Source organism: Ruegeria sp. SATB045 (assembly GCF_059613525.1).
The window spans coordinates 395,091-419,779 of the sequence record NZ_JBXWSR010000019.1; the positions used below are offsets into that span (position 1 = coordinate 395,091).

Here is a 24,689-nt window from a genome sequence, read left to right on the forward strand (position 1 = left end):
TCAGCGTCGCTCCATCTCTTGCAGCTTCATGGCCATCATCCACAACAGGACAATCACAGCCGGAGAGATAATGCAGGCAAACGCCCAGTTCTTGTTGATCCCGAAATGCGGCAGCAGCTTGATCATCGGTACGACCGTTGCGACCACCAGAATTATCCAGATCAGGAACTCAAACATGACGGTTACTCCTGTTTTTCATCCCCCGGCAGAATGTAATTCGCACCTTCCCATGGGGACATGAAATCGAACTGCCGGTATTCCTGTACCAAGCTCACCGGCTCATAAACGACGCGCTTTTCGGCCTCGTCATAACGAACCTCGGTATAGCCCGTTGTCGGGAAATCCTTGCGCAGCGGATAGCCGCGGAAACCGTAGTCTGTCAGGATGCGCCGCAGATCGGGGTGACCCGAGAATAAGATGCCGAACATGTCGAACACCTCACGTTCGAACCAGTTGGCCGAGGGGTGAACATCGACAATCGAAGGCACCATGTCTTCCTCGCGGATCGACACCCGCAGGCGGATCCGCTGATTCTGGTACATGGACAGGAAGTGGTAAACCACATCGAACCGCTTGGCGCGCTCCGGGTAATCGACGCCGGTGATATCGACCAGAGACGAGAACTTGCAATTCGGGTCGGACTTCAGGAATTCGACGAATTCAACCAGGTTCGACGGGGCCACATCCACGTTCAGTTCGCCATGAGTCACGTCCCAGGACAGAACGCAATCAGTGCGCTTGAGTTCCAGCTGTGCGCCGAGTTCTTTGAGTGCTTCGCTCATTCACCCTCTCCTTCAGCGCACAATCGTGCCGGTGCGGCGGATTTTGCGTTGCAACTGCATCAGGCCATAAAGCAACGCCTCAGCGGTCGGAGGACAGCCAGGCACGTAGATATCCACCGGAACGATGCGGTCGCAACCGCGCACGACAGAATAGGAATAGTGGTAGTACCCGCCCCCATTGGCGCAGGACCCCATCGAGATCACATAACGCGGCTCGGGCATCTGATCGTAAACTTTGCGCAGCGCCGGGGCCATCTTGTTGGTCAGCGTCCCGGCCACGATCATCACGTCCGACTGACGTGGGGACGCACGCGGCGCGATGCCGAACCGTTCCGCATCGTAGCGCGGCATCGAGGTGTGCATCATCTCAACAGCACAACAGGCCAGACCGAATGTCATCCAGTGCAACGATCCGGTGCGCGCCCAGTTGATAATGTCCTCGGTCGAGGTCAGCAGGAAACCTTTGTCCTGCAACTCGGCATTCAGGGCCTGGGTGGCGACTTCTTTATCGACGCCGGCGGTGTTTGCACCCGTCATCACTCCCATTCCAAGGCCCCTTTCTTCCATTCATAGGCAAAGCCAATGGTCAGAACGCCCAGGAACACCATCATGGACCAGAAGCCCACATCGCTGATGTCTTTAAAGCCCACGGCCCATGGGAAAAGGAACGCGATTTCCAGATCGAAGATGATGAAAAGAATCGAGACCAGATAGAACCGGACATCAAACTTCATCCGCGCATCGTCAAAGGCGTTGAAGCCACATTCATATGCGCTGACCTTTTCGGGGTCGGGATTGCGGACAGCCAGAACCACAGCGGCCAGAATCAGGACGATTCCAAGGCCCACGGCAACGGCCAGAAACACCAGAATCGGGAGGTACTCCCGCAGCAGGTCTTCCACGTAAAGCTCCTTTCCTGCGCATGCCCCCAAAGGGTGCGCCGTCAATTGGCGTGTTGACTGGACATTCTCTATCCCTGCCGGGTCAGAGGGTCAACCGAACACAAACGCGCAGGGCGTGAAATATCTGCTTGCCATCAAAGGTTATTCCGGAAGAGTGATTCCTATCACCACGGCACGACGGCTATCGTCTAATCCTTACTAATCCAGGTTGGTTTTCGTTTCTCGAAAAAGGCGGCGATTCCCTCTTTGGCCTCGTCGGTTTCCCAACGGCCAACCAAAGCGCGGATCGTCTGGTCGATTACCGTGTCATCTATTCTTGGCCCCAAATCACGCACCAATCCCTTGGCCGAAGCGACAGCACCCGGCGCGCAGGACAAATAGGGGGTCACTTCGGCTTCGACCGCCTCGGGCAAATCGACAGCTGCAACCACTTTCGCCAACAAACCAAGCTCAACCGCCTCACTGGCATCGAAGAGGCGTGCAGACATAAAAACCTGCCGCGACCGTGCCTCGCCCATGCGCGCGATGACATACGGACCAATCGTGGCCGGGATCAGCCCAAGCCGCGTTTCGGTCAGCCCCATGGTCAATGTGTCGACCCCGATGGCCACATCACAGACCGCGGCCAGCCCAACACCGCCCCCGAACGCATTGCCCTGCAGCGCCCCGATCAGAGGTTTCGGCAGTGTATTCAGCGCCTGCAGCATCTCGGCCAGCTTGCGCGCCTCGGTGAACCGCGTTTCGGGGGCGGCTGCCATCTGATCCTGCATCCAGCCCAGATCACCACCGGCACAAAAGCTCTTGCCCGCGCCAGTCAGGACCACAACCCGCACCGAGTCGTCCGCCCCCAACTGCCCTGCCGCTTGCGTCAGTTCGGAGATCATCTGCGCCGACATGGCATTATGCTTGCCGGGGCGGTTCAGCGTCAGAGTGGCAACACCGCGCGTATCATTCGTAACCGAAATCGTTTCGAACATCGTTTATTCCGCTCGCATGGCGCGCGCCATCTGGGCGGCCTCTTCCACGATCGCGACATCAATGCCCGTCTGATATCCTAGCCGATCAAGATGGGCGACTACAGATTCAGTGGCGACATTCCCTGCCGCCCCCGGCGCATAAGGGCACCCTCCCAGACCGCCGACCGCCGAATCGAATGTCCGCACACCAAGCGCCAGAGCTGCGTCGATATTGTCGATGGCACGTCCCGTGGTGTCATGAAAATGCCCCGACAAACGCGTCACAGGCACCCGTTCGCGCACGGCCAAAAGCATATGAGCAATTGTGTCAGGCGTCCCCTGCCCGATCGTGTCGCCCAGCGAGATCTCATAGCAGCCGAGCGCGAACAATGTGTCGGCCACCTCGGCCACCTTTTCGGGCGAGGTCGGACCGTCATAGGGGCAGTCGGTCACGCAGGACACATAGCCCCGCACCGGCAGGTCGATATGGCGCGCGGCTTCCAGGATGGGTGTGAAGCGTTCAATGGATTCCGCAATCGTCGCGTTGATATTGGCCTTCGAGAACCCCTCGGACGCCGAGGCAAACACTGCAATCTCATCGGCTTTGGCGGCCAGCGCGTCCTCGTACCCGCGCATATTCGGTGTCAGCGCAGCATAGCGGATACCATCGGCCCGGCTGATCCCGGCCAGCACCTCGGCACTGCCTGCCATCTGCGGCACCCATTTGGGCGAGACAAAGCTGGCCACCTCGATCCGGTTGAACCCGGCTCGGCTCAGGCAATCGACCAGAGCGACTTTTTCCGCAACTGGGATTTCCCGCTGCTCGTTCTGCAGCCCGTCGCGCGGCCCCACTTCGAATATCTCGACCCGATCGCCCATCTTACTCCTCCGCTAAGCTGTTGATCCAACTGTGCCACGGCTGAGGCGGCAGGAACAGATCATTCCTCCTCCAGCCGGACCAGTGCGGCCCCGGCCTCGACCTGGGCGCCCGCCTCGACCAGTACTTCGGCCACAGTGCCGTCGCGGGCGGCCAGCAGAGAATGCTCCATCTTCATCGCTTCAAGGACGGCCAACCGGTCGCCCTCGGCCACAGCCTGCCCAGCCTGCGCAAAGACCGCCTTGACCAGACCGGGCATCGGGGCCTCGATTACATTGGTATTGCCAATGGCGCTGGTATCGCGGTCCAGCGGGTCGATCATCTCGAACACCTGGCCATAACCCTCGAATACCGTGATCTTGGAACCAGCGACCGAAACGCGCGGCATAGCTGTACCGCCGATAGTCCAGTCGCCCGCGGTACGTTCGGCCAGAATCGTCTCGTTGCCGATGTGCCAAACCTGCCGGTTCGGACCTTCGACTTGCACATCCAGATCAATCACGTCATCCGCCATAAGCTGAACAGCACGATGCAGAGGCGCCCACAGCGAGAACCCAGTCTCCTCGGATGTGTCCACCAAACCCGCAGCGGTCATGGCCGCCGCAACTGCAGCACGCGTTGAGGTTGCCGAGGTCTGAACCAACCCATCCAGATCACGCCCGATCAGCCCGGTATCCACATCACCCGATGCGAACCCTTGATGGCGAGTCAGCGCGCCCAGAAAGGCAAGGTTGGTTACAGTGCCCGCGGCCTCGGTCTGCCGCAGCGCACGGTGTAACCGTTCCAGCGCAATGTCGCGCGTAGGGCCGTGGACGATGACTTTTGCGATCATTGGGTCATACCACGGACTGATCGTATCCCCTGCCCGCACACCGCTATCGGCGCGGCAATGCGCCGGGAAGTGCAGATGCGTCAACGTCCCCGTGGCAGGCAGGAAGCCTTTGGGCACGTCCTCGGCATACAGCCGCGCCTCGAATGCGTGACCCGAGATAGAAAGGTCACTCTGCTGTTTCGGCAGCGTCTCGCCCGCGGCCACCCGCAACTGCCATTCCACCAGATCAACCCCGGTAATCGCCTCGGTCACAGGATGTTCCACCTGCAGGCGCGTGTTCATCTCCATGAACCAGAACCGATCCGGCCGCAGCCCGTCCGAGGCATCAACGATGAATTCAACCGTACCCGCACCCTTATAGCCAATCGCCTCGGCGGCGCGTACACCGGCCTGCCCCATCGCTTCGCGCATTTCAGCCGTCATACCGGGTGCCGGAGCCTCTTCGATCACCTTCTGGTGCCGCCGCTGCAACGAGCAATCGCGTTCGAACAGATGAACCCCATGGGTGCCGTCGCCGAAAACCTGCACCTCGATATGGCGCGGTTTGGAGACGAATTTCTCGACCAGAACGGCGTCGTTGCCAAAGGCCGTGCGCGCCTCGCCTCGCGCACTGTGCAGCGCGTCTGCGAAATCTTCGGCACGTTCAACCAGCCGCATACCCTTTCCGCCGCCACCTGCAACAGCTTTGATGAGAACAGGGTAGCCGATTGTGTCCGCGGCACCGGCCAAATGCTCGGGGTCCTGATTGTCGCCATGATAGCCCGGCACCACAGGCACGCCCGCCTGTTCCATCAAGACTTTGGCAGCATCCTTGAGGCCCATCTTGCGGATCGCATCCGCCGAAGGCCCGATGAAGGTAAGGCCTGCCGCCTCGACCGCATCGACGAAATCGGGGTTCTCGGACAGAAACCCGTATCCCGGATGGATCGCCTGCGCTCCGGTGTCGAGCGCCGCCTGAATGATCGTGTCGCCCTTCAGATAACTCTCCGCCGGGGCCGCGCCACCGATATGCACGGCCTCATCCGACATCTGCACATGCTTGGCCGAGGCGTCCACATCAGAATAGACCGCAACGCAGGCCACACCCATCTTTTGGGCGGTCTCGATCACCCGACAAGCAATCTCACCCCGGTTGGCAATCAGGATTTTGGTGAACATGACTTACCCCTCAACCGTCAGATCTTCGACCAACCGGAACCGCTCGCAGAGCAGCTCCATCTCGGGCTCGAACCCGCCATTTCGTTCAAAGTACCGGCGGTGATCTTCGCGCCACCCCTCAAGCGTCTCATTCTCGCCTTCGGCCAACGCAAACTCCTCGGTCACATCGCAATAGCGGCAGATCGAAACTTCGACCGTTTCGATGACCAAAGCTGGGCGATCATCCCAATCCAGAGCGATATCGCGCCGCCCCACAACCGGAGTGTCCGCGCTGCCCTCAGGATAGTCTCGCAACGCGCCGCAGGTCGCGGTTTTCTTTCCCACGCGCACCAACGCCAACAACTCGGTGCTCAGCGTTGCGTTGTCTCCAAACTTGAAGGTCTGCGCACCGGGGTAGCGGGATTTCAGTTTTTCCAGATCGACCATTTTACATCCTGAACACGCCAAAGCGTGTCTCCTCGATCGGAGCATTCAACGCCGCACTCAGCGATAAGGCCAACACATCGCGCGATTTGCGCGGGTCGATGATGCCGTCATCCCAGAGCCGCGCCGAGGCATAGAGTGGATGCGATTGCTCTTCGAACATGTCCAAGGTCGGGCGTTTGAATTCGGCCTCTTCCTCCGCCGACCAGGTGCCGCCCTGCCGCTCGATCCCGTCGCGTTTGACGGTGGCCAGAACGCCCGCCGCCTGTTCACCGCCCATCACCGAGATCCGCGAATTCGGCCATGTCCACAGGAACCGCGGCTGATAAGCCCGACCGGCCATACCGTAATTACCAGCGCCAAATGACCCGCCCACCAGCATCGTGACCTTCGGCACCGAGGTCGTCGCCACCGCCGTCACCATCTTGGCCCCGTGCCGCGCGATGCCCTCGTTTTCATATTTCCGCCCGACCATGAACCCGGTGATGTTCTGCAGGAACACCAGCGGGATGCGACGCTGAGAACACAGCTCGACAAAATGCGCGCCCTTTTGCGCCGCCTCGGAAAACAGCACGCCGTTGTTGGCGATGATCCCAACCGGGCAGCCTTTAACATGAGCAAAGCCGGTTACCAGCGTTTCCCCGAAGCGCGGCTTGAACTCATCGAAGCGCGAGCCATCGACCAGCCGCGCAATCACCTCGCGGATGTCATAGGGCGTGCGCAGATCGGCAGGCACAACCCCGAGGATTTCCTCGGGGTCATAGGCCGGGTCCTCAGGGCTGGCCCAATCCACCGTCTGCGGTTTGCGCAGGTTCAGCGACCCTACGGCGCGGCGCGCCAAAGCTAGTGCGTGCGCATCATCCTCGGCCAGATAGTCCGCCACGCCGGACAGACGCGTGTGCACATCGCCGCCGCCCAGATCCTCGGCGCTGACCACCTCGCCCGTCGCGGCCTTGACCAGAGGTGGACCGGCCAGAAAGATCGTGCCCTGTTCCTTGACGATGATCGTCACATCCGACATCGCGGGCACATAGGCCCCACCTGCCGTGCACGACCCCATCACCACAGCGATCTGCGCAATCCCCTTGGCGCTCATCCGCGCCTGATTATAGAAGATGCGGCCAAAGTGGTCGCGATCTGGGAACACCTCATCCTGATTGGGCAGGTTCGCGCCGCCGCTGTCGACCAGATAGATGCAGGGCAGATGGTTTTCCTCGGCAATCTCCTGTGCCCGCAGGTGCTTTTTGACCGACATCGGATAGTATGTGCCGCCCTTCACGGTGGCATCGTTGCACACCACCATGACCTCACGCCCCTGCACCCGGCCAATGCCCGCGATCACCCCAGCACAGGGCGCGGCGTCGCCATACATCCTGTGCGCCGCCGTTGCGCCGATTTCCAGAAACGGCGACCCCGCGTCCAGCAGGTTCGCCACTCGGCGCCTGGGGAGCATCTTGCCCCGAGACACATGCCGCGCGCGAGATTTCTCACCACCGCCCATGCGGGCTGTTTCGGCAGCTGAGGAGATTTGCGCCAGCGCGTCGAGATGGGCGGTTCGGTTGGCCTTGAAGGCTTCGGACGTGGGCATCGCTTTGGATGTGAGTTTCATTCTATTCCCCTAGTGCCAGTCTCAATCGCGAGAAGTCGGGTTGGCCCTGCTTTGAAATGCGCCACGCATCAAATCTCGGGTTCGGATACTCTTCGTTTCTGACTTTGGAGCGTCCGTTCATCCAAACACTTCGGTTTCCGGTGTTTTTTCCGGAGGACGTGGTCACGCAATTCTCAATGAAATCCGCTGACGACATGAGCCACATTTCGTCGAGTCGTTCTGAATAAAACATAAAATAAAATCCATCTCGCTCTTCCGGATGGGATTGGCCAACACCGAACAAAGCGGAAGATCCAAATTTCACCTGATTGGAACGAGCTTTGATTTGCAAGTCGAGCTTTTGTCCCGCTTTGCCCCTGACGATCGCATCAATACCATCATCATCAACAAGCGGCACAAATACATCGAAGCCATCTTTTAACAGCAGACCGATAACCCAATACTCAATTCGCTTTCCAAAGGACGCGGAGTTTCTAAAGCTCATCGCCTCACCTCCGCCGCCGCCCGCGCCTTCAATTCCTTCCGAACAACCTTTCCCGTCACCGTCATCGGCAATTCCTCCAGAAACGCCACCTCGCGCGGATAGGAATACTGCGCCAGACGAGCCTTGACCCACTCCTGCAGCTCTGTGCCCAACGCTTCGACCCCCGGCTTCAACACCACATAGGCTTTGACGATCTCGGTCCGCAGCTTGTCGGGTTTGCCGACCACGCCCACGGTTGCCACCGCCGGGTGGGTCAGCAGGCAATCCTCGATCTCAGCTGGGCCGATCCGGTATCCGGCTGAGGTGATCACGTCGTCATCGCGCCCCACGAAGCGCAGGTACTCGCCCTCCCACACACCACGGTCGCCGGTGATCAGCCAGTCGCCGCGGAATTTCTGCGCGGTCTCCTCGGGTCGGTTCCAATATTCTAACAGCATCGAAGCCGAGCCACAGCGGATGGCCACGTCGCCCTCGTGATCGGTCGGATGGCCATCCTCGTCGATCACCGCTACCTCATGCCCCGGCACCGGTTTACCAATACAACCGGGGCGCACCGGGAAATCCTCGGCGCAAGAGGACACGACCATGTTGCATTCGGTCTGGCCGTAGAATTCGTTGATCGTCAAACCGAACGCCTGCTGCCCCCAGGCCAGCATTTCGGCCCCCAGAGGCTCACCGCCCGAGGCGACCGAGCGCAGGCCGGGGATGGCCTGATCCGCCGCTTTCAGCATCCGCAGCGCGGTGGGCGGAAAGAACACGTTGCGCACGCCGCCACGCGCGACCACATCGGCGCAGGCCTCGGGGGTGAATTTCTCAAGCCGCGCGGCGACCACGGGGATGCCTAGCGCCAGACCGGGCATCAGCACATCAAACAATCCCCCGATCCAAGCCCAGTCAGCGGGCGTCCACATGCAGTCACCGTCGCGCAGGTGGTTGTGACTGATCGAGACGCCCGGTAGATGCCCCGTCAGTACCCGATGCCCGTGCAGCGCGCCCTTAGGGCTGCCAGTGGTGCCCGAGGTATAGATCAGCACGGCAGGGTCTTCGGGGCCGGTATCAGCAAAGGACAATGGGTCGTTTGATGGCGCAATCTGATCCACCAGAATGGGCCGCGCCAGATTGGCCAGCAGCGCCGCACCCTCCTCATCCGTCAGCACAATCTGCACGCCCGAGTCGCCAATGCGCGAGGCCAGCGCATCCTGCTGGAACAGTTTGAACAAAGGCACGGATATCGCGCCCAGCTTCCAAATCGCTAGATGTGCCGCTGCGCACCAAGGGGATTGGCTTAGCAGAACCCCTATGCGATCGCCGGGCTTTACCTGCTGCGCAAGAACCCGGGCCAAACCATCCGTCATTTGTCGCAGCACCCCAAAACTGACACCCTGGCCTTCTGCGGCGGTGAGGTCGATGATTGCTGTTTGGTCGTCGGGTTGCGACAAGCATTGCAACGCCATGTTGAGGCGCTGAGGCACGTCCCACCCCCCTTCTGTCAGCAACCCAGGTATGCGCTCAGCGGGACGCATATTCATCATCCTTTGTTTTCAACGAAGTTACCCGGCGTCGCGAATTTTCGCGGGTCACAGAAATTTGACACAGATCAGAGTTTGCGCCCCGAAAGGCGGGCAAGAACGCCTCATCAACAAATTCAAAGGCTGTAAAATGACCAAAAAACTCGCCGCTTTGACCCTCTCCACTGCGCTTGTCGCGCTGGCCGCCCCCGCATTTGCCCAGAACCAGGGTGACTGGACCGTTGGTATCGGTGCCGGGTATCTGAACCCGAAATCCGACAACGGCACACTGGCCGGGCTGGATGCCGACATCGATTCCGACGTCAGCGCCATCTTCACTGTCGAGTACTTCATCCGTGACAATCTGGGCATTGAATTGCTCGCCGCAACGCCGTTCAACCACAACATCGCGCTTGGCGGCACCGATCTGGCCAGCACCAAGCACCTGCCGCCCACCCTGTCGCTGAACTACCACTTCGACACCGGCAGTGCGTGGAAACCCTATGTTGGTGCGGGTCTGAACTATACCATCTTCTTTGACGAGAAGACGCCGCTGGGCAATGGCGACCTGGACATCGACAACTCGTTCGGCGTCTCGCTGCAGGCCGGTATCGACTATCAGATCACCGAGAAAGGCGCCGTGCGCCTGAACGTGCGCTGGTTCGACATCGACTCGGACGTCAAACTGGATGGCGTCGACATTGGCGAAGCCGAAATCGATCCCTGGCTGGTTGGCGTATCCTACGTCCATCGCTTCTGATCCTTCAATTCCAACGCCCTGCAATCACCCGGATTGCGGGGCGTTTTTCTATCAGAGCATTTCGTTCATCATTTCCCGCCCGATCAGCATCCGACGGATTTCGCTGGTTCCCGCACCAATCTCCATCAGCTTCGCGTCACGGAATATCCGGCTGACCGCTGAATCCGACAGGAACCCGGCCCCTCCCATCGCCTGAACAGCCTGATGCGCCTGCGTCATCGCCTGCTCTGACGCGTAAAGACAGCACGCCGCAGCATCCTGACGAGTCACGTCACCCCGGTCACAGGCCTTGGCAACCTCGTACACATAGGCCCGCGCAGAGTTCATCGCGGTGTACATGTCGGCGATTTTGCCCTGCATCAACTGAAAGCTGCCGATGGGTTTGCCGAACTGTTTGCGCTCGGCCAGGTACGGCATGATTTCATCCAGACAGGCCGCGATGATCCCAATTCCGATCCCGGCTAGAACCACGCGTTCATAGTCCAGACCGGACATCAAAACGGCAACACCCTTGCCCTCTTCGCCCAACACGTTTTCGAAAGGCACCTCGACATTTTCGAAGATCAACTCGGCCGTGTTTGATCCGCGCATCCCCAGCTTGTCGAAATGGGGAGACGTCGAGAACCCCGTCATTTCCTTCTCGATCAGAAAGGCGGTAATCCCCTTCGATCCGGCCTCGGGGTCCGTCTTTGCATAGACGACCAGAGTGTCTGCATCCGGCCCGTTGGTGATCCAGTATTTGCTGCCATTCAACCGGTAGTGATCGTTGCGCTTTTCCGCGCGCAGCTTCATCGACACCACATCCGATCCGGCACCCGCCTCGGACATGGCAAGCGCCCCCACATGCTCGCCGGAAACCAGACGCGGCAGGTATTTCGCCTTTTGTTCATCGGTTCCGTTCAGCTTGATCTGATTGACGCACAGATTCGAATGCGCCCCGTAGGACAATGAAACAGAGGCCGACGCCCGCGCTACCTCTTCAACGGCGACAGTATGCGCCAGATAGGACATCCCCACCCCGCCATATTCCTCGGGCACCGTAATTCCCAGCAGCCCCAGATCACCCATCTCTCGCCATAGCGCATTTGGGAAGGCATTCGTGGCGTCAATCTCGGCGGCCATCGGCTTGACCCGCTCCTGAGCCCAGCGATGCACCGATTCCCGCAGGGCGTTTACATCCTCGCCCAGGTCAAACTGCATGGTAGCCGTGAACATCTGCGATTTCCTCCCCTCGCATTAATGAACGGTTGTTCAAATAACTATCAGCGAATCCTTTCAGCGTCAACGACGGCCTCACACAAACACAGCGCCGACCCGTCAGGGCGGCGCTGTGTTTACATAGAGAGTGCGCTGCAGGCGCACTCGATTGGATTACGACTGATAGACCGCGCCAACCTCGGCCCGGATAATCCGCGCAATCAGGCGGCAATCCTCCAGCGAGAATGTCAGCGGCACCCGCATATCCATGATCCCCGCCAGCACCCGGTCACTGGCGGGCAGAGGCGCGCTGTCGGCATAGCGCCAACTGTCATAGCGCGAGGTAAACCCGGTGGGCTCGGCTCCGCCGAACCACTTCAATTCGACCCCGCGCGCGGCGCAGCGGCGGATCACCTCGGCAATACGCTCGGGCGACCAGTCCAGCAGCAGGAACTGAATGGACGAGCCGACATAGGTCTCACCTTCGGGCCGTTCGACAATCGTCAGGCCCGGTGTGTCGCGCAGTCCTGCCTCGATCTCGGCATAGCGCTCGTTCCAACGCGAAACTTGCCGGTCCAGATCGCGTAGCTGAGGCCGCAGAATCGCTGCCCGCAGGTTATCCATCCGCCCGGAAACGTTGGGAGTGGTATATTTGATCCGCTCGAACACTTCCGGCCCCGGCGCGGCCAGATGACGTTCATAGAGCATATAGGATCCCGACAGCATCGTGGCCTTGGCCGCCAGTTCCTCATCATCGGTGACCAGCAAGCCGCCCTCGCCCGAATTCACATGCTTGTAGGTCTGGCAGGAATAGCACCCGATGGCCCCCTGCCGCCCTGACAATTGCCCGCGCCACGCTGCCCCCATGGTATGGGCACAATCCTCAATCACGGTCACGCCTGCGGCGTCGCACATCTGCATCAGCCGGTCCATGTCGCACAGATGCCCACGCATATGGCTGAGCATCAGCACTCGCGCCTGATCCAGCTTGGCTTCAAGATCGTCCAGATCAATCACCAACCCTTCGGTCACGCCCACGAACACCGGACGCGCCCCGACCGAGGCGATTGACCCCGGCACCGGCGCCAGCGTGAAAGCATTGGTCAGCACCGGATCGCCCGGCTGCACGCCGACTGCGCGCAGGGCGGTGGCCAGCGCATATCCGCCCGAGGATACCGCCAGACAGTATTTCGCCCCCATCTGCGCCGCGAATTCCTGCTCCAGCAGCGCGGTTTCACCCAGTTCTCCGGGCACCACGTTATATCGGTGCAACCGCCCATGGCGCAGTACAGCGAGCGCGGCCTCGACCGCCTCTTCGGGGATGGATTCCTGCTGGGTGAAGCTGCCAGTGAATATCTCGGTCATGGCTCTGTTCTGGTCCTCACGCCCGCTTGGGTCAAGAGACTAAGCCGCCGCACCGATCAACCCCTCGACCACGCGGGGCAGATCATCGAAATGATGCAGCAACGCCTCGGGCTCCAGCGCGGCCATATCGTCACCAGAAGGGCCGAATGTAACCAGAACCGAAGGCACGCCCGCCGCCTTTGCCGTATTCCGGTCAGTATCGGAGTCGCCGATCAGAACACACAGGTCTGGATGGCCACCTGCCCGCCGCGCTGCCTCACGCAACGGTTCGGGGTCGGGTTTGCGCACAGGCAACGTATCCGCCCCGACCAGAGCGGCGAACTGATCCCGCACTCCCATCTGTGACAGCAACTGATGCGCCAGCGCCTCGGGCTTGTTGGTGCAGATGCCCACGCCGTAACCGGCCGCTTTCAGCGCCTCGACCGCGTCCAACGCGCCGGGATAGAAGGTGGTATGGGTGTCGATGGCCTGCGCATAGGCCTCCAGCAACATCGGGTAATAGTCCGAAATGGTCTGCTCTTCGAATGCTCCAACGCGCTTCAACCCGTGGGTCAACATCATCCGGCCACCCCGCAGCGCGACGCCCGCGTCCTGCCCGTGGATCAGCACGTCGCCATGGCCCATATGACGAAAGCAATGGTTCGCGGCCTCTAGCAGATCGCCGGATGTATCCGCCAAAGTTCCATCCAGATCGAAGATTACGGTACGCATAAAGCCTCCTGCCTCGGCGGGTTTTCGCCACGTCGTGTTGCAAACGGCAATCTAGTTTGATGCCCGAACCGCTTGCGCCTTTGCCCTCAGCGGATAAAACGGTCGCCAACAAAACACAAAGAGAAAACGAATTCATGAGCACCGCCCTTGTCATCCTTGCCGCCGGAAAAGGCACCCGGATGAATTCGGATATCCCCAAAGTTCTGCATCCCATCGCGCAAACCCCGATGCTGGTCCATGCCATGCGTGCCGGGGCCGTGCTGTCGCCCGAACGCACCGTGATCGTCACCGGCCATGGGTCCGAGGCCGTCGCCAAAGTCGCCACAGCCGAGGATGAGACCGCGCAGATCGCCGAGCAGGAAGAGCAGTTGGGCACCGCCCATGCCGTCGCCCAGGCCCGCCCCGCGCTGGAGGGGTTCGAAGGCGACGTGGTTATCCTTTACGGTGACACGCCGTTTCTGCAGCCCGACACGCTGGAACGGATGATCGAGGCACGCGCACAGAATGATTTGGTCATTCTGGGGTTCGAGGCCGCCGATCCCGCTCGCTACGGCCGCCTTGTCATGCAGGGCGACACGCTGGAACGGATCGTTGAATACAAGGATGCCTCGGATGAGGAACGCGCGATAAGCTTCTGCAATTCTGGACTTTTGGCCTGTGACGCGCAGACGTTGTTTTCGCTGATTGACGCGGTGGGCAATGACAACGCGTCCGAGGAATACTACCTGACCGACGTGGTCGAGATCGCCCGCAGCCGGGATCTGAAAGTCACCGCCGTTGCCTGTGACGAGGCGCAGACGCTGGGTGTGAATTCACGTGCGGATCTGGCGGCCGCCGATGATGTCTTCCAAGTTCGTGCCCGCGCTGAGCTTCTGGATCTGGGCGTCACGCTGATGGCCCCCGAAACCGTTTATCTGGCCGCCGATACGATCATTGGGCGGGACACGGTGATCGAGCCCAACGTGGTCTTCGGCCCCGGCGTAACCGTCGAAAGTGGCGCGACGATCCGCGCGTTTTCGCATCTGGAAGGCTGCCATGTCAGCCGCGGAGCTATCGTCGGCCCCTACGCCCGCCTGCGCCCCGGCGCGGAACTGGCCGAGAACACACACATCGGAAATTTCGTCGAAATCAAGAATGCCGAGATCGCCGAAGGGGCTAAGGTCAATCATCTTAGCTATATCGGGGATGCCTCCGTTGGCGCCGCAACAAATATCGGAGCGGGTACGATCACCTGTAACTATGACGGGGTGATGAAGCACAAGACGACGATTGGTGAGAATGTCTTCATTGGATCAAACACCATGCTGGTTGCCCCAGTGACCGTGGGTGACGGGGCGATGACGGCGACCGGCACGGTGGTCACGCGCAACGTGGAACCAGACGCACTAGCCGTGGCGCGCGCCAAGCAGGACAACAAACCCGGCTATGCACGCAAACTTTTTGAAATGCTCAAGGCGAAGAAGGCTCGCCGCGATAAAGGAGCCTGACCCATGTGTGGTATCGTAGGCGTATTGGGCGAACACGAGGTCGCCCCCATTCTGGTCGAGGCGCTGAAGCGCCTTGAATATCGCGGTTATGACAGCGCCGGGATTGCGACCGTGAACAACGGCGCGTTGGGACGCAGACGGGCCGTGGGCAAGCTGGTGAACCTCAGCGATTTGCTGGTACATGACCCTTTGCCCGGTAAATCGGGTATCGGCCATACCCGCTGGGCCACCCATGGCGTGCCCTCGGTCACGAATGCGCACCCGCATCAGGCGGGCCCCGTGGCCGTGGTGCATAACGGGATCGTCGAGAACTACCGCGAGCTACGGGCTGAGCTGGCCGAGCATGGAGTGGGTTTCGTAACCGAAACCGACACCGAAACCGTGGCTCTGATGGCCGAACACTACCTGAATACGGGCCTGTCGCCGGTTGACGCCGCATTCAAAACCATCGAGCGCCTACAGGGTGCCTTTGCACTGGCATTCCTGTTTGATGGGCAAGATGACCTGATCGTCGCGGCGCGAAAGGGCTCGCCGCTGGCCATCGGGCACGGGGATGGCGAGATGTTTGTAGGTTCGGACGCCATCGCGCTGGCCCCGCTGACCGACCGTATCACCTATCTTGAAGAAGGTGACCGCGCCGTGCTGACCCGCACCTCGCTGGAGATCCGCAACGAAGCCGGTGAATTGGTCAATCGTGAGCTCCGCCAGATAAAGATCGACCAATCCCGCGCCGACAAGGGCGGGCACAAGCATTTCATGGCCAAAGAAATTGCCGAGCAACCCGTCGTCGTGGCCGAGGCGATCCGATCCTATCTGCGCACCGGCGGGGACGAGATCACCCTGCCCGGCAATTTGGATTTCACCAAGCTGGACCGCCTGACCATGGTCGCCTGCGGCACCGCTTTCTACGCCTGCCTGACCGCGAAATACTGGTTTGAACAACTGGCGCAAATCCCTGTCGAGGTCGATATCGCCAGCGAGTTCCGTTATCGCGAACCGCCCATTCCCGGTCGCACAGCAGCGCTGTTCGTCAGCCAGTCGGGCGAAACCGCCGACACGCTGGCCGCGCTGCGCTATTGCGAGGGCAAGGCCGACAAGATCGTCTCGGTGGTCAATGTTCCCGAAAGTTCGATCGCGCGGGAAAGCGATATTGCTCTGCCGATCCATGCGGGGGTTGAGATCGGCGTCGCCTCGACCAAAGCCTTCACCTGCCAGCTGAGCGTGTTGCTGATGCTGGCGCTGAAAGCGGCCGCTGATCGCGGCACTCTGACTCCCGAGGAACTGACCGATCACGCCGCCGCCTTGCGTGGCCTACCATCTGTGCTGAACACTGCGCTGGAGCAAAACGATGCCATTCGCGCCGCTGCCCAACGCCTGTCCGAGGCGCGCGACGTTCTGTTTCTGGGTCGCGGCCTAATGTTCCCATTGGCAATGGAAGGCGCGTTGAAACTGAAAGAAATCAGCTATATACACGCCGAAGGTTATGCATCAGGTGAGCTGAAACATGGGCCCATCGCCTTGATCGACAAGCATATGCCTGTGGTGGTGATGGCCCCGCGCGATGCGGTTTTCGACAAGACGGTGTCGAACATGCAAGAGGTCATGGCGCGCAAAGGTAAAGTCATCCTCGTTTCCGACGATGACGGCATCGCCGAGGCCAAAGACGGGGTGCAAAGCACCATTCGAATGCCGCATATCCACCCGAGCCTTGCGCCCATCCTCTATTCGGTTCCGGCGCAACTACTGGCCTATCACACAGCCGTGGCAAAGGGGACGGATGTGGACCAGCCGCGCAATCTGGCGAAGTCCGTCACCGTCGAATGATGCAAGCCGCCGCATATCTGGACCAGATCAAAACATTTTCGGACACTGAGCGCGCGCAGCAGGCCGCCGCCTATCACAAGGCGGACCGTCCCTATCTGGGCGTGCCCAATCCGGTTCTGAATGATTTGGCCAAAAGCTGGCGACAAGAACTGGATGTGTCGGATCGCGTCGCTCTGGCAGATGCGCTTTGGCAGACGAATATTCACGAAGCCCGTATTGCTGCCGCGAAATTACTTACACAAGCGCGCATCCGATCAGACGACGCGGTTTGGGACTTGCTGCAAAGCTGGTTGCCCGACTTCGACGCATGGGCGATCGCCGATCATGCTTGCATGGCGATGCAAAAACGCCTTTCCGCAGAGCCATCCCGGCTGGATCAGGTCGAAGCATGGACGACCTCCGAGCATATGTGGACGCGCCGCGCGGTTTTGGTGGCCACTTTGCCATGGACCAAGCAAAACCACCCCAAAGTAGATGATCTGCACCGCCGCGACCGCATTTTGAAATGGGCCGCAGGCTATGTCCCGGATCGGGAGTGGTTCATACAAAAGGCAATCGCATGGTGGTTGCGTGATCTGTCGAAACACGATGCACCCAGGGTCGTTGCCTTTCTGGATGCGCACGGAGAAGCAATGAAGCCCTTTGCCCGTCGCGAAGCGGGGAAATACCTCAGGGGTCAGTTGGAATAGACTTCCAACTCGACTAACTCGTCAAACGGCAGCAACAAAGCTCGCATGGCATCCAGAGACAACTGGCTGCCCCCACCTTCCGGTCCCGGTGAGGGAACCAGAGTGATATAGGCTTGTGCCCCGGTGCGTGGAACGACCACCCGTCCGGTAAACTCGGTATCGACCAGAGGTGTGCGCAACCACCGGCCCGGCGTAGTCGGATCGCCTAAACTGGCAATGGTCGTTTTCGCCCCAAGCCATCCAGCGGCAGTCGCGGGCAAAGGCTCGTCGTCGGCTGCTGCCTCTTCGACTTGGGTTTCATCTGCCGAAACGGGTTCAGGCTGGGCAGTGGCATCGCCACGCTTCAACAAACGATCGGACGTCGACCGAACCGTCTCGCATCCTGCCAGGAAAACACAGAAAACCAAAAGTGCATATTTCATCCCTGAACCCTATCGTCCTGCGCGCATCTGCACCAGCGCAAAGCGCAGTTCGCCCTTGCCGCAGGCCCTGCGCCGCTTTAGTTAAGAACCATGACAGCTCCACTTATCGACCCGTTCGCTCGTGCCATCACTTACCTCCGCGTTTCCGTCACGGATCGCTGTGATTTCCGCTGCGTATACTGCATGTCCGAGGACATGAAATTCCTACCCAAAAAAGACTTGCTCACGCTCGAAGAATTGGATCGCATGTGTTCGACCTTCGTGAACTTGGGGGTTGAGAAATTGCGCATCACCGGGGGTGAGCCGCTTGTACGCCGCAACATCATGACGTTTTTCAACGCCATGACCCGCCATCTGGATAGCGGAGCGCTGAAGGAGCTGACCCTGACCACAAATGGCTCGCAGCTGCATCGCTTCTCGGAAGACCTCTATGCTGCGGGCGTGCGCCGGGTGAATATCTCGTTGGATACGCTGGACGAAGACAAGTTCGCGCAGATCACTCGCTGGGGACGCCTCAAACAGGTGCTGAACGGCATTGATGCCGCGCAAAAGGCCGGGCTGCGGATCAAGATCAACGCTGTGGCCCTGAAGGGCTTCAACGAGGAAGAACTGCCGACCATTACAAAATGGTGCGCCGAGCGCGATATGGACCTGACATGGATTGAGGTCATGCCGATGGGCGATATCGGCAACGAAGACCGCCTGGATCAGTACTGGTCCCTGAAAGACGTGCGCAAGGAATACGAAAACCACTATACCGTGACTGATCTTGCCGAACGCACCGGCGGACCCGCTCGCTATGTGCGGCTGGAAGAAACGGATCAAAAAATCGGCTTTATCACGCCCATGTCGCATAACTTCTGCGAAAGCTGCAACCGCGTGCGCCTGACCTGTACCGGCGAGCTGTTTATGTGCCTTGGACAAGAAGATATGGCGGACCTGCGCGGCGCTTTGCGTGACCATCCGGACACCGAGCAACCACTTGAAGAGGCGATCCGCACAGCGATCAACCTCAAACCCAAAGGGCACGACTTCGACTACTCCCGCCAGGCGGTGGACGGCAAGATGAGCCGCCACATGAGCCATACCGGCGGCTGACGTGCCTGCCCCTGTTGACCGACCGACACTGCTCTACCACCTGTATTGCAGCCTGACAGCAGTTGCGGCACCGTTTGTCTGGCGGGCAGTTCGCAAAAAGCTGCTTGCTGCTGACGTTCCTACACTTCGTCAGCATGAACGCCTCGGCCATGCCAGCCAGCGACGGCCAAGGGGGCAACTCATTTGGTTCCACGCCGCAAGTGTGGGTGAGACTTTGTCGGTCATCAGCCTCATAAAACGCTTAGGCGAACGACTGCCAAGCGCCGAGTTTCTGATCACTTCGGGCACGCCAACTTCGGCTTCGTTGATTGAAAAGCGGATGCCGCCCCGCACGCGTCACCAATACCCCCCGCTTGACGCCGGCGGCCCAGTGAAGCGTTTTCTTAACCATTGGCGCCCCGATGCGGGCATCTTTGTCGAAAGCGAGATCTGGCCACAACTGATAATCGAGGCTGGAAAACGCGAAACCCCACTGGCCCTTCTGAATGCGCGTCTTTCAGACAAATCAGTAGCAGGTTGGAAAAAGCGGCCTAAAACAGCGCGATTCATTCTGAATCACTTCCGCCTTTTCCTGACCCAGAATGATCGGACTGCGCAAAACCTGATCCAGATGGGCGCGCCGGAAACACGCGTGCAACCCGGAACCAACCTCAAAGCGATGTCCGACCCGCTGCCGGTAGATCAAGCAACCCTGGGCGATATGAAAACCCAGATCGCTGACCGCCCCGTCTGGATTGCCAGCTCCACCCATGCCGGCGAAGAAGAGACCGTTCTGGCCGCCCATGCCGAATTGTTGAAACACTGGCCCGATCTGATTCTGCTGCTGATTCCCCGCCATCCCGAACGCCGCGGCGACGTTGCTGAGCTGATCGACCAGGCCGGACAAAAAGCCGCCTTTCGGTCCGCTAATGACCAGATCACCCCCGAAACTCAGGTCTATGTGGCCGACACGCTGGGCGAAACCGGCACATGGTACGCGCTCTGCCCCATCGTCTTTCTGGGCGGCTCGCTGCGCGAGATCGGAGGCCACAACCCGTTCGAACCCGCACAGGCGGGCGCTGCCGTGATCACCGGCCCTGGCTATTTCAACTTCGCGGAAACCTTCGCCCCCCTGATCGAAACTGGCGGCGCGATACAGGTCCAGTCCGCACCCGACCTGACCGCAGCCGTCTCCGAATGGCTGTCCGATCCGACTGCACTGACCACCGCCCGTAAGGCCGCGCAATCTTGCGTCAACACCCAGAAAAATGCGCTGAGCGCTATCGTTGACACTCTCTGCGATCAACTTGAACTGGGCGCGCAGGATCCCTCTTCATCTGGCTAAAAATATCTCGGGGAGCGCGAGGGGCTGGCCCCTCGCTGCCGCAAACGGTCAAGCCGCTGGCATCCTCTGTTCAACGATTTCTGCCCACCAGCTGCATCCGGCTGGGATCGCCTCGTCATTGAAGTTGTATTCCGGGTGGTGCACCGCAGCAGTGTCGCCGTTGCCCACCAAAATATACGCCCCCGGACGCTCTTCGAGCATGAAGGCGAAGTCTTCTCCGCCCATAATCAAGGGTGCGTCATCGCAGTCGCCAGAAACCGACCGTGCGACCTCGGCAGCAAAATCCGTCTGCTCATCACTGTTAACCATCACCGGATATCCCCGGTAATAGGTCACGTCTACAGCCCCGCCAAAGGTCGCAGCGACCCCGTTACAAATCTCGCCAATCCGTTTTTCCGCCAGATCGCGCATGTCAGCACTCATCGTGCGCACTGTACCGCGCAGTTTGACCGTTTGCGGGATCACGTTGAAGGCGGTCGAAGAAGTTTCAAACGAGGTAACCGACACCACCACCTGATCAACCGGATCTGCATTGCGCGCCGCAATCGTCTGCAGCGCCAAGACCGCCTGCGCGGCCATAACAGTCGTGTCCACGGTCTCATGCGGTTTAGCTGCGTGGCCACCCTTGCCTTCAAAAACGATATCGAACTGATCCGTCGCAGCAAAAAACGCGCCCGGGCGAATGGAGAAGCTGCCCACAGGGCGACCGGGCCAGTTGTGCATCCCATAGACCTCTTGAATGCCCCAACGGTCCATCATCCCGTCTTCGCACATCTCGCGACCGCCGCCGCCGCCTTCTTCAGCGGGCTGGAAGATCACCACGACAGTACCATCGAAATTGCGCGTTTCGGACAGGTATTTGGCCGCGCCCAACAGCATCGCCGTATGTCCATCATGACCACAAGCATGCATTGCGCCCTCGGTCTTCGAGGCATAGTCAAGCCCAGTTGCCTCAAGGATCGGCAAAGCGTCCATGTCAGCGCGCAACCCGATGACCTTGCCCTTGGTATCCGCTTTGCCCTTGATCACACCGACAACACCGGTCCGGCCGATCCCGGTCACAACCTCATCGCAACCGAATTCAGCCAGTTTTTCAGCGACCAATGCACTGGTCCGATGAGTTTCGAACAGGATCTCAGGATGCTGGTGGATATCCCGCCGCCATTCGGTGATTTCACTTTGCAATTCGGCGAAGCGGTTTTTGATCGGCATGTGTTTCTCCCGGTTCAGTTATTCATTGTGCTGGCGGGACGCAAGGCCCCTGACAACAAGACGATCAGCACCGCCAGCGGTAGCAGAGCAGTAAACGCCAGACGCAATGTAAGCATCTCTGCCAAAAACCCAATAAGCGGAGGGCCAATGAGCAACCCGCCATAGCCCAGCGTTGCCACACTTGCGATGGCTTGCCCGGGCGGCACGTCAGGGTCGTTGGCTGCTCGACTGAAAGCCAATGGCATGATCACCGCATATCCAATCCCCATCAAGGCGAATCCAGACAGCGCTATTGCAGCCTCGGAGGCGGTCACAACTCCTAGCACCCCTAGTGCCGCGCATATCCCGCCAAATCGAGCTGTAGCGGCTGGACCAAAACGTGAAATGACGACCCCTCCGGCCAGACGAAAGGCGACCATCGTCACCGAGAACACGGCGTATCCCAAGGCTGCAACACTTTCGGTAGCGCCTGTCACATCCCGTAGGAATATCGCGCTCCAATCCGCCACTGCTCCCTCGCCCAATGCGCCACACAACGCCGTAAAGCCGACCAGAACCAATGCCCCGGATGGCAGCGCAAAGACCTTACCACTTGAGCTTTCGGTACGACGTGACGTCCAACGCACCATGGACAACGCCAAAGCCAACCCCACAACAACACCCCCCGCCAACAGGAAGTGTTGCATAACCGTCAACTCAAGTTGAACCGCTCCGTAGCCACTGAGCGCACCAAGACCTGCGCCCAGACTCCACATCGCGTGAAACGAAGACATCACAGGTTTGTCGTAAGCCTGCTCGACCTCGGCGGCCCAGGCGTTCATGGCAACATCCATCGACCCGTGAAACGCGCCGAAGACAAACAGAAATGCCGCTAGTGACCAGAAGCCATTCGCAAAGGCCAACAGGATCAGCGACAGCGTATACAAAACGGCAATCACCCTCGTGATTGCCACCGCACCGAACCTGTCGGTCAGTCGGCCTGTCACGGGAAAGGAACACACCGCCCCCGCAGCCATGAATAACAGGCCAAGCCCCAATGCCTCATGCGTGAGGTCCAGCCGGTCCCGCACGGCAGGAATACGAGAGGCCCAGATGCCAAACAAAGCACCGTTCAGAATGAACATGGCGGCAACGGCCCGCCAAGCGGTTACGATGCCAATCACGCAATCCCCTTTCCGCAGTTCAACCCCGCCAGTACTACAGGCGTGGGACGGATTGGCAATCGGCGACTATTCCAACCGCTTGCGGATCCTTCGCACAGCCACCCAGACTGCCAGAACAACTGGAACGGTCACTGCAGCTGTCAGCATCCCCTTGCTGATCCCGGCCTTGGTCAATGGGTACAAAAGATAGCTGGCCAGCGACACGGCGTAATAACTGATGGCAACAACCGACAAGCCCTCGACCGTGTGTTGTAACCGCAGGGCCAGATCGGCGCGGCGGTCCATGCTTTCCAGCAACGCCTGATTCTGCGCGCTTCGTTCGACATCCACACGGGTTCGCAACAACTCCCCTGCACGAATGGCCCGATCGGACAGAGCTTGCAGACGACGTTCGGTGGACTTCACAGTACGCATTGCGGGATCGTAGCGACGCATCATGAAATCGGCAAAGCTCTGGCGGCCCTCGAACCGTTCCTCGCGCAAAACCTCGATCCGCTGGTTTACAATGGCTTCATATGCCCCAGTCGCACCAAACCGAAACGAACATTGCGCCGAAAGAGTTTCAAGCTGGGTCGAGGTGTGCAGCAGATCGGGCAACAACTCATCCGGATGGGCTGAGTTGTCTGTCATTTGCCGCATCAACCTTGTCAGTTTCCCGTCCAGTTCGCCAATGCGAGGCGTCAGTTCCTTGACCCGGGCAAATCCCAACATCGACATTGCCTTGTAGGTCTCGATCTCACACATACGCTGAATGATGCGCCCTATCCTGCGTTGACCCGTACCTTTCGAGATAAACAACGCGAATCTCATATGCCCGGCTGGATCGATGCGAAAATCGCTGGCGCAAATGGCGGTATTGTCCAGCATACGAGATACCGCAAGGCTCTCGGGCTCGAACCAATCCGCCAAAGCAGATTTCACCGTACCATCATCCGCACGGTCAATCACACGGATCATCGCCGACGTCACACGCTGACCGGGGCTGGCGGCCAGCCAGTCCTGCGGGAATACTTCAAAATCAGCGGGGTTAAACGGGCGGTCACTGACATTCTGCGTGATCGCAGTATAGGTGACAAATTCCGTGTGCTGCTCCCACTTCAGCCAATGACGGCCGATTTGCCCGGCAAAATGCGTAGCAGCGGGCTGCGGGTGCTGTGCACCGTGGCGGTCCAGCAAATTCACAAGATGCGCCATATCCTCTTGGCGATCCCGCCCGACAGCGACTTCCGATTTCTTGATCGCCAGAAACGCGACCGTGCACGGACTGTTCGCCACAGGAAATGGTCGGGCGTGCAGCTCATTGGCCAATGCGTATCGCAGTGGATGGTCGTCAATCGGTGTCATTTAGGGCTCCGTCTCATCCGACGCACTATACGACACAATTTTCCAACATCAATTATCTTTTTATTTCATATACTTACGTGAATGCAATGGTATACACTGGACCTATCTCATTGATTTGGTTGCCACAGCTCAATGGGATTGCCTTCAGGATCGTGGATCCGGGCAAAAAGCCCCACCTCACTGTTCCATTCCGGGTTGGTCTCAACCGCGATTCCCGCGCCCTCCAACTGGGCCGTCATTGCGGCCAGGTCATCGACCCTAAAGTTGATCATCCACTGTTGCTCAAGCCTGCCAAAATACTCGGTTTCCTGCGCGAATGGCGCAAAAACAGTAAAGCCTTCACGCTGTTTCCACGGCAGAGGGTTAAGCTGGTTTACGCCCAGATGCTTTTCGTACCATGCGGCCAAAGCTTTGGGGTTTTCGGCACGAAAAAACACACCGCCAATTCCGTTTACAGTCTCCATAGGGTACCTCCTGCTTTTCAACCTACCGCGAAACGCGGAAAGGCGCCCGTTTGGGCGCCTTTTTGTGTTTCGTGTGCTTTGGATCAGTCGATCATGGG

Annotated in this window: 25 protein-coding genes; 6 read left to right on the forward strand and 19 right to left on the reverse strand. The window is 59.5% G+C overall.

Annotated features, from left to right (window positions below; genetic code table 11):
- The 11 genes from AC2FNR_RS07405 to AC2FNR_RS07455 form a co-directional block, all read right to left on the reverse strand.
- A complete protein-coding gene (locus AC2FNR_RS07405) occupies window positions 1-177 on the reverse strand; it encodes a hypothetical protein (RefSeq protein WP_170352613.1) in 177 nt (58 codons plus the stop codon).
- A gap of 5 nt (window positions 178-182) precedes the next feature.
- Window positions 183-782, reverse strand: a complete 600-nt coding sequence (locus AC2FNR_RS07410; protein WP_353393407.1) for an NADH-quinone oxidoreductase subunit C — start codon at window positions 780-782, stop codon at window positions 183-185.
- Window positions 783-794: 12 nt separating this feature from the next.
- Window positions 795-1,328, reverse strand: a complete 534-nt coding sequence (locus tag AC2FNR_RS07415; protein ID WP_037307875.1) for a NuoB/complex I 20 kDa subunit family protein — start codon at window positions 1,326-1,328, stop codon at window positions 795-797.
- Window positions 1,319-1,684: an NADH-quinone oxidoreductase subunit A gene (locus AC2FNR_RS07420; RefSeq protein ID WP_050602775.1), complete on the reverse strand. Its 366-nt coding sequence runs from the start codon at window positions 1,682-1,684 to the stop codon at window positions 1,319-1,321. The genes AC2FNR_RS07415 and AC2FNR_RS07420 overlap by 10 nt, the downstream gene beginning before the upstream one ends.
- Before the next feature lie 188 nt (window positions 1,685-1,872).
- Window positions 1,873-2,661 (reverse strand): crotonase/enoyl-CoA hydratase family protein, encoded by a 789-nt coding sequence (locus AC2FNR_RS07425; RefSeq protein ID WP_170352610.1) that lies wholly within the window; start codon window positions 2,659-2,661, stop codon window positions 1,873-1,875.
- A 3-nt stretch (window positions 2,662-2,664) separates the two neighbouring features.
- On the reverse strand, window positions 2,665-3,519 hold the full coding sequence (locus AC2FNR_RS07430) for a hydroxymethylglutaryl-CoA lyase (RefSeq protein WP_496848548.1): 855 nt from the start codon (window positions 3,517-3,519) through the stop codon (window positions 2,665-2,667).
- Between the two features lie 59 nt (window positions 3,520-3,578).
- On the reverse strand, window positions 3,579-5,507 hold the full coding sequence (locus AC2FNR_RS07435) for an acetyl/propionyl/methylcrotonyl-CoA carboxylase subunit alpha (RefSeq protein WP_496848549.1): 1,929 nt from the start codon (window positions 5,505-5,507) through the stop codon (window positions 3,579-3,581).
- Between the two features lie 3 nt (window positions 5,508-5,510).
- The gene (locus AC2FNR_RS07440) at window positions 5,511-5,933 is read right to left on the reverse strand and encodes an ASCH domain-containing protein (protein ID WP_496848550.1); all 423 of its coding nucleotides are present in this window, start codon (window positions 5,931-5,933) and stop codon (window positions 5,511-5,513) included.
- A 1-nt stretch (window position 5,934) separates the two neighbouring features.
- A complete protein-coding gene (locus AC2FNR_RS07445) occupies window positions 5,935-7,539 on the reverse strand; it encodes a carboxyl transferase domain-containing protein (protein WP_496848551.1) in 1,605 nt (534 codons plus the stop codon).
- Window position 7,540: 1 nt separating this feature from the next.
- Window positions 7,541-8,023: a hypothetical protein gene (locus AC2FNR_RS07450; protein WP_496848552.1), complete on the reverse strand. Its 483-nt coding sequence runs from the start codon at window positions 8,021-8,023 to the stop codon at window positions 7,541-7,543.
- Window positions 8,020-9,546, reverse strand: coding sequence for an AMP-binding protein (locus AC2FNR_RS07455; RefSeq protein ID WP_496848553.1), 1,527 nt, complete (start codon window positions 9,544-9,546; stop codon window positions 8,020-8,022). The genes AC2FNR_RS07450 and AC2FNR_RS07455 overlap by 4 nt, the downstream gene beginning before the upstream one ends.
- A gap of 136 nt (window positions 9,547-9,682) precedes the next feature.
- Here AC2FNR_RS07455 and AC2FNR_RS07460 point away from each other — a divergent pair, with 136 nt between their 5' ends.
- The gene (locus AC2FNR_RS07460; RefSeq protein WP_353393421.1) at window positions 9,683-10,291 is read left to right on the forward strand and encodes an OmpW/AlkL family protein; all 609 of its coding nucleotides are present in this window, start codon (window positions 9,683-9,685) and stop codon (window positions 10,289-10,291) included.
- Window positions 10,292-10,342: 51 nt separating this feature from the next.
- On the opposite strand, the gene AC2FNR_RS07465 is transcribed toward AC2FNR_RS07460, so the two are convergent.
- From AC2FNR_RS07465 to AC2FNR_RS07475, 3 genes are all read right to left on the reverse strand, one after another.
- Entirely contained in the window at window positions 10,343-11,506 is a 1,164-nt protein-coding gene (locus AC2FNR_RS07465; RefSeq protein ID WP_496848554.1) for an acyl-CoA dehydrogenase family protein, read from the reverse strand.
- Between the two features lie 156 nt (window positions 11,507-11,662).
- On the reverse strand, window positions 11,663-12,853 hold the full coding sequence (locus AC2FNR_RS07470) for a DegT/DnrJ/EryC1/StrS family aminotransferase (RefSeq protein WP_496848555.1): 1,191 nt from the start codon (window positions 12,851-12,853) through the stop codon (window positions 11,663-11,665).
- A gap of 39 nt (window positions 12,854-12,892) precedes the next feature.
- Window positions 12,893-13,564: an HAD-IA family hydrolase gene (locus AC2FNR_RS07475; protein ID WP_170352600.1), complete on the reverse strand. Its 672-nt coding sequence runs from the start codon at window positions 13,562-13,564 to the stop codon at window positions 12,893-12,895.
- 134 nt (window positions 13,565-13,698) lie between these two features.
- Between AC2FNR_RS07475 and glmU the strand changes: the two genes are divergently transcribed.
- The 3 genes from glmU to AC2FNR_RS07490 are packed head-to-tail and all read left to right on the forward strand — an operon-like array spanning window position 13,699 to window position 17,564.
- Window positions 13,699-15,051: a bifunctional UDP-N-acetylglucosamine diphosphorylase/glucosamine-1-phosphate N-acetyltransferase GlmU gene (glmU, locus tag AC2FNR_RS07480; RefSeq protein WP_496848556.1), complete on the forward strand. Its 1,353-nt coding sequence runs from the start codon at window positions 13,699-13,701 to the stop codon at window positions 15,049-15,051.
- Window positions 15,052-15,054: 3 nt separating this feature from the next.
- Window positions 15,055-16,875 carry a glutamine--fructose-6-phosphate transaminase (isomerizing) gene (gene glmS / locus AC2FNR_RS07485; protein ID WP_496848557.1) on the forward strand — a complete coding sequence of 607 codons (1,821 nt, stop codon included), beginning with the start codon at window positions 15,055-15,057 and terminating at the stop codon, window positions 16,873-16,875.
- Window positions 16,875-17,564 (forward strand): DNA alkylation repair protein, encoded by a 690-nt coding sequence (locus tag AC2FNR_RS07490; RefSeq protein ID WP_496848570.1) that lies wholly within the window; start codon window positions 16,875-16,877, stop codon window positions 17,562-17,564. Before glmS ends, AC2FNR_RS07490 begins: the two co-directional genes overlap by 1 nt.
- Here the strand turns inward: AC2FNR_RS07490 and AC2FNR_RS07495 are convergent.
- Window positions 17,552-17,986, reverse strand: a complete 435-nt coding sequence (locus AC2FNR_RS07495; protein WP_496848558.1) for a hypothetical protein — start codon at window positions 17,984-17,986, stop codon at window positions 17,552-17,554. The genes AC2FNR_RS07490 and AC2FNR_RS07495 overlap by 13 nt on opposite strands.
- 90 nt (window positions 17,987-18,076) lie before the next feature.
- Here AC2FNR_RS07495 and moaA point away from each other — a divergent pair, with 90 nt between their 5' ends.
- Together moaA and AC2FNR_RS07505 are read left to right on the forward strand one after the other, a co-directional pair.
- Complete coding sequence (gene moaA / locus AC2FNR_RS07500) at window positions 18,077-19,084, forward strand: GTP 3',8-cyclase MoaA (protein ID WP_496848559.1); 1,008 nt, start codon at window positions 18,077-18,079, stop codon at window positions 19,082-19,084.
- Between the two features lies 1 nt (window position 19,085).
- Window positions 19,086-20,408: a 3-deoxy-D-manno-octulosonic acid transferase gene (locus tag AC2FNR_RS07505; RefSeq protein WP_496848560.1), complete on the forward strand. Its 1,323-nt coding sequence runs from the start codon at window positions 19,086-19,088 to the stop codon at window positions 20,406-20,408.
- Window positions 20,409-20,456: 48 nt separating this feature from the next.
- Here AC2FNR_RS07505 and AC2FNR_RS07510 read toward each other — a convergent pair whose 3' ends face one another.
- The 4 genes from AC2FNR_RS07510 to AC2FNR_RS07525 all read right to left on the reverse strand — a co-directional run bounded on the left by AC2FNR_RS07510 (window position 20,457) and on the right by AC2FNR_RS07525 (window position 24,591).
- A complete protein-coding gene (locus AC2FNR_RS07510; RefSeq protein ID WP_496848561.1) occupies window positions 20,457-21,620 on the reverse strand; it encodes a M20 aminoacylase family protein in 1,164 nt (387 codons plus the stop codon).
- Window positions 21,621-21,634: 14 nt separating this feature from the next.
- The gene (locus AC2FNR_RS07515; protein ID WP_496848562.1) at window positions 21,635-22,783 is read right to left on the reverse strand and encodes an MFS transporter; all 1,149 of its coding nucleotides are present in this window, start codon (window positions 22,781-22,783) and stop codon (window positions 21,635-21,637) included.
- A 66-nt stretch (window positions 22,784-22,849) separates the two neighbouring features.
- Window positions 22,850-24,127 carry a DUF3422 family protein gene (locus AC2FNR_RS07520; protein WP_170752204.1) on the reverse strand — a complete coding sequence of 426 codons (1,278 nt, stop codon included), beginning with the start codon at window positions 24,125-24,127 and terminating at the stop codon, window positions 22,850-22,852.
- Window positions 24,128-24,234: 107 nt separating this feature from the next.
- Window positions 24,235-24,591: a VOC family protein gene (locus tag AC2FNR_RS07525; RefSeq protein WP_496848563.1), complete on the reverse strand. Its 357-nt coding sequence runs from the start codon at window positions 24,589-24,591 to the stop codon at window positions 24,235-24,237.
- Window positions 24,592-24,689: the final 98 nt, after the last annotated feature.

Excerpts from the sequence above, each read along its gene's own strand:
- AC2FNR_RS07415 (WP_037307875.1), bottom strand. The coding sequence starts at position 1,328 with ATGGGAGTGATGACGGGTGCAAACACCGCCGGCGTCGATAAAGAAGTC.
- AC2FNR_RS07520 (WP_170752204.1), bottom strand. The coding sequence starts at position 24,127 with ATGACACCGATTGACGACCATCCACTGCGATACGCATTGGCCAATGAG.
- AC2FNR_RS07445 (WP_496848551.1), bottom strand. The coding sequence starts at position 7,539 with ATGAAACTCACATCCAAAGCGATGCCCACGTCCGAAGCCTTCAAGGCC.
- AC2FNR_RS07510 (WP_496848561.1), bottom strand. The coding sequence starts at position 21,620 with ATGCCGATCAAAAACCGCTTCGCCGAATTGCAAAGTGAAATCACCGAA.
- AC2FNR_RS07525 (WP_496848563.1), bottom strand. The coding sequence starts at position 24,591 with ATGGAGACTGTAAACGGAATTGGCGGTGTGTTTTTTCGTGCCGAAAAC.
- AC2FNR_RS07490 (WP_496848570.1), top strand. The coding sequence starts at position 16,875 with ATGCAAGCCGCCGCATATCTGGACCAGATCAAAACATTTTCGGACACT.
- AC2FNR_RS07430 (WP_496848548.1), bottom strand. The coding sequence starts at position 3,519 with ATGGGCGATCGGGTCGAGATATTCGAAGTGGGGCCGCGCGACGGGCTG.
- moaA (WP_496848559.1), top strand. The coding sequence starts at position 18,077 with ATGACAGCTCCACTTATCGACCCGTTCGCTCGTGCCATCACTTACCTC.
- AC2FNR_RS07455 (WP_496848553.1), bottom strand. The coding sequence starts at position 9,546 with ATGCGTCCCGCTGAGCGCATACCTGGGTTGCTGACAGAAGGGGGGTGG.
- AC2FNR_RS07425 (WP_170352610.1), bottom strand. The coding sequence starts at position 2,661 with ATGTTCGAAACGATTTCGGTTACGAATGATACGCGCGGTGTTGCCACT.
- AC2FNR_RS07460 (WP_353393421.1), top strand. The coding sequence starts at position 9,683 with ATGACCAAAAAACTCGCCGCTTTGACCCTCTCCACTGCGCTTGTCGCG.
- AC2FNR_RS07465 (WP_496848554.1), bottom strand. The coding sequence starts at position 11,506 with ATGTTCACGGCTACCATGCAGTTTGACCTGGGCGAGGATGTAAACGCC.
- AC2FNR_RS07435 (WP_496848549.1), bottom strand. The coding sequence starts at position 5,507 with ATGTTCACCAAAATCCTGATTGCCAACCGGGGTGAGATTGCTTGTCGG.
- AC2FNR_RS07405 (WP_170352613.1), bottom strand. The coding sequence starts at position 177 with ATGTTTGAGTTCCTGATCTGGATAATTCTGGTGGTCGCAACGGTCGTA.
- AC2FNR_RS07450 (WP_496848552.1), bottom strand. The coding sequence starts at position 8,023 with ATGAGCTTTAGAAACTCCGCGTCCTTTGGAAAGCGAATTGAGTATTGG.
- AC2FNR_RS07475 (WP_170352600.1), bottom strand. The coding sequence starts at position 13,564 with ATGCGTACCGTAATCTTCGATCTGGATGGAACTTTGGCGGATACATCC.
- AC2FNR_RS07470 (WP_496848555.1), bottom strand. The coding sequence starts at position 12,853 with ATGACCGAGATATTCACTGGCAGCTTCACCCAGCAGGAATCCATCCCC.
- glmU (WP_496848556.1), top strand. The coding sequence starts at position 13,699 with ATGAGCACCGCCCTTGTCATCCTTGCCGCCGGAAAAGGCACCCGGATG.
- AC2FNR_RS07440 (WP_496848550.1), bottom strand. The coding sequence starts at position 5,933 with ATGGTCGATCTGGAAAAACTGAAATCCCGCTACCCCGGTGCGCAGACC.
- glmS (WP_496848557.1), top strand. The coding sequence starts at position 15,055 with ATGTGTGGTATCGTAGGCGTATTGGGCGAACACGAGGTCGCCCCCATT.
- AC2FNR_RS07495 (WP_496848558.1), bottom strand. The coding sequence starts at position 17,986 with ATGAAATATGCACTTTTGGTTTTCTGTGTTTTCCTGGCAGGATGCGAG.
- AC2FNR_RS07410 (WP_353393407.1), bottom strand. The coding sequence starts at position 782 with ATGAGCGAAGCACTCAAAGAACTCGGCGCACAGCTGGAACTCAAGCGC.